At 74.4% G+C, this 1,977-nt stretch carries 1 protein-coding gene; it reads left to right on the forward strand.

Going from position 1 to position 1,977, the window contains the following annotated elements; genetic code table 11:
* Positions 1–1,931: hypothetical protein (locus tag DZF91_RS40265; RefSeq protein ID WP_117359633.1), on the forward strand; the 1,931-nt coding region annotated here is incomplete at its 5' end.
* Positions 1,932–1,977: the final 46 nt, after the last annotated feature.

The raw sequence follows: 1,977 nt of genomic DNA on the forward strand, positions 1-1,977 counted from the left end.
CGGCCGCCCCCGCCGCGGCGGCCGGGACGGCCGGGACCGTCGCGCACGTGTGCGACCCGGCGGACACGGCGGCGTGCATGCTGCCGTTCCCGAACGACTGGTTCACCGTCGCCGACCGCTCCACCGCGACCGGCCGCCGCGTGAACCTGTCGCCGCTCGCGACGCCGCGCGCCGGGGGAGTGCTGCCCACCGACCCGACGCAGTGGAACCGCAACGACGGCTTCTCCCCGGGCTCGGCCGTGCTCACCCGCGTGCCGGGCCTGGACCTCGCCCGGACCGGCGCCGCCCCGATCACCGACATGGCCCGCTCGCTCGCCCCCGACGCGCCGATCGTCCTCATGGACGCCCGGACGGGGGAACGGTGGCCGTACTTCGCCGAACTCGACGCCAACGCGCCCGAGTCCCGGCGGCTGCTGCTGGTGCGCCCCGCCCGCAACCTCCGCGAGGGCCACCGCTACCTGGTGCTGCTGCGCGGCCTCAAGGACGGGGACGGCAGGGCGATCGGCGCGAGCCCCGCCGTCCGGCGGATGCTGGCGGGCCGTCCGCTCGGCCGGACGGAGAAGGAACGCGGCGCCGCCCTGCGGCGGACGGTCCGGGAGCTGAACGGCCACCACGTCTCCACGGCCGGGCTCTACCTCGCGTGGGACTTCACCGTCGCGTCCACCCGCAACCTCACCGAGCGGGCCGTCCACATGCGCGACGACGCGTTCCGCAAGCTCGGCGACCGCGCGCCCGCGTTCACGGTCGGCAAGGTCACCGACTTCACCCCCGACCAGGACCCGTACCTGGCGCGCCGGGTCGAGGGCACGGTGAACGTCCCCAGCTACCTGGACCTGCCCGGCGGTCCGCCCGGATCGTCCCTGCACTACGGGCGGGACGGCCTGCCGCAGCAGATTCCCGGCAACGTCCAGAAGGCCGACTTCCGCTGCAACATCCCGCGCGCCGCGCTGACGAAGGCGGCCCAGCCCGTGCTGTACGGGCACGGGCTCATGGGCAGCGCGTCGGAGATCGACAGCGAGAAGCTGCGGCGCGCCGCGCAGCGGCACGACCTCATGCTCTGCGCCACCGACTGGATCGGGATGGCGGAGGGTGACATCGCCAACGTCGCGAGCGTCCTGCTGAACGTGTCGCGGTTCAACACCGTCCCGGACCGGCAGCAGCAGAGCTACCTGGACTTCCTGTTCCTCGGCCGCGACCTCGTCCACCCGCGCGGGTTCACCGCCGACGCCGCGTTCCGGACGGGCGACGGCCGCCCGCTCATCGGCCGCGGGCTGGCCTACGCGGGCGCGAGCCAGGGCGGCATCCAGGGGACGGCCCTCACCGCGCTGGCCACCGACTTCCGGCGGGCCGCGCTGATCGTCCCCGGGATCAACTACAGCACGATGCTGAACCGCAGCGTCGACTTCGCCCAGTACGAGAGGCTCCTCAACATCAGCTACCCGGACAAGCTCCAGCAGCAGCTCGTCCTGAACCTCATCCAGATGCTGTGGGACCGCGGGGAGGGCGACGGCTACGCCGCGCACGTCACCCGCGACCCGCTGCCCGGCACGCCCGCGCACCGCGTGCTGGTCCACGAGGCGTTCGGCGACCACCAGGTCGCCAACATCGCCACCGAGGTGATGGCGCGCACGCTCGGCGACGTCCCGGTCCGGCAGCCCGCGCTCGCGCCCGGCCGCAAACCCGACGTCACGCCGTTCTGGGGGCTGCCCGCCCTCACCCGCTACCCGCACGCCGGGTCCGGCCTGGTGATCTGGGACAGCGGCACGCCCGCGCCGCCGCTCACCAACACGCCCAACACCGCGGGAAGCGACCCGCACGGCGACACCCGCGGCTCGGCCGAGGCGATGTCGCAGGTCGCGACGTTCCTGGCCACCGGACGGATCGTCGACACCTGCGCCGGACGCCCCTGCACCATCCCCTTCCAGCCCTGAGCCCCCGCCCCACGACTCCCCACCCTCCCAGCCCCCCACGACTCCC

Origin of the sequence: Actinomadura logoneensis (assembly GCF_003428695.1) — a bacterium.
GTDB classification, from domain to species: Bacteria; Actinomycetota; Actinomycetes; order Streptosporangiales; family Streptosporangiaceae; genus Spirillospora; species Spirillospora logoneensis.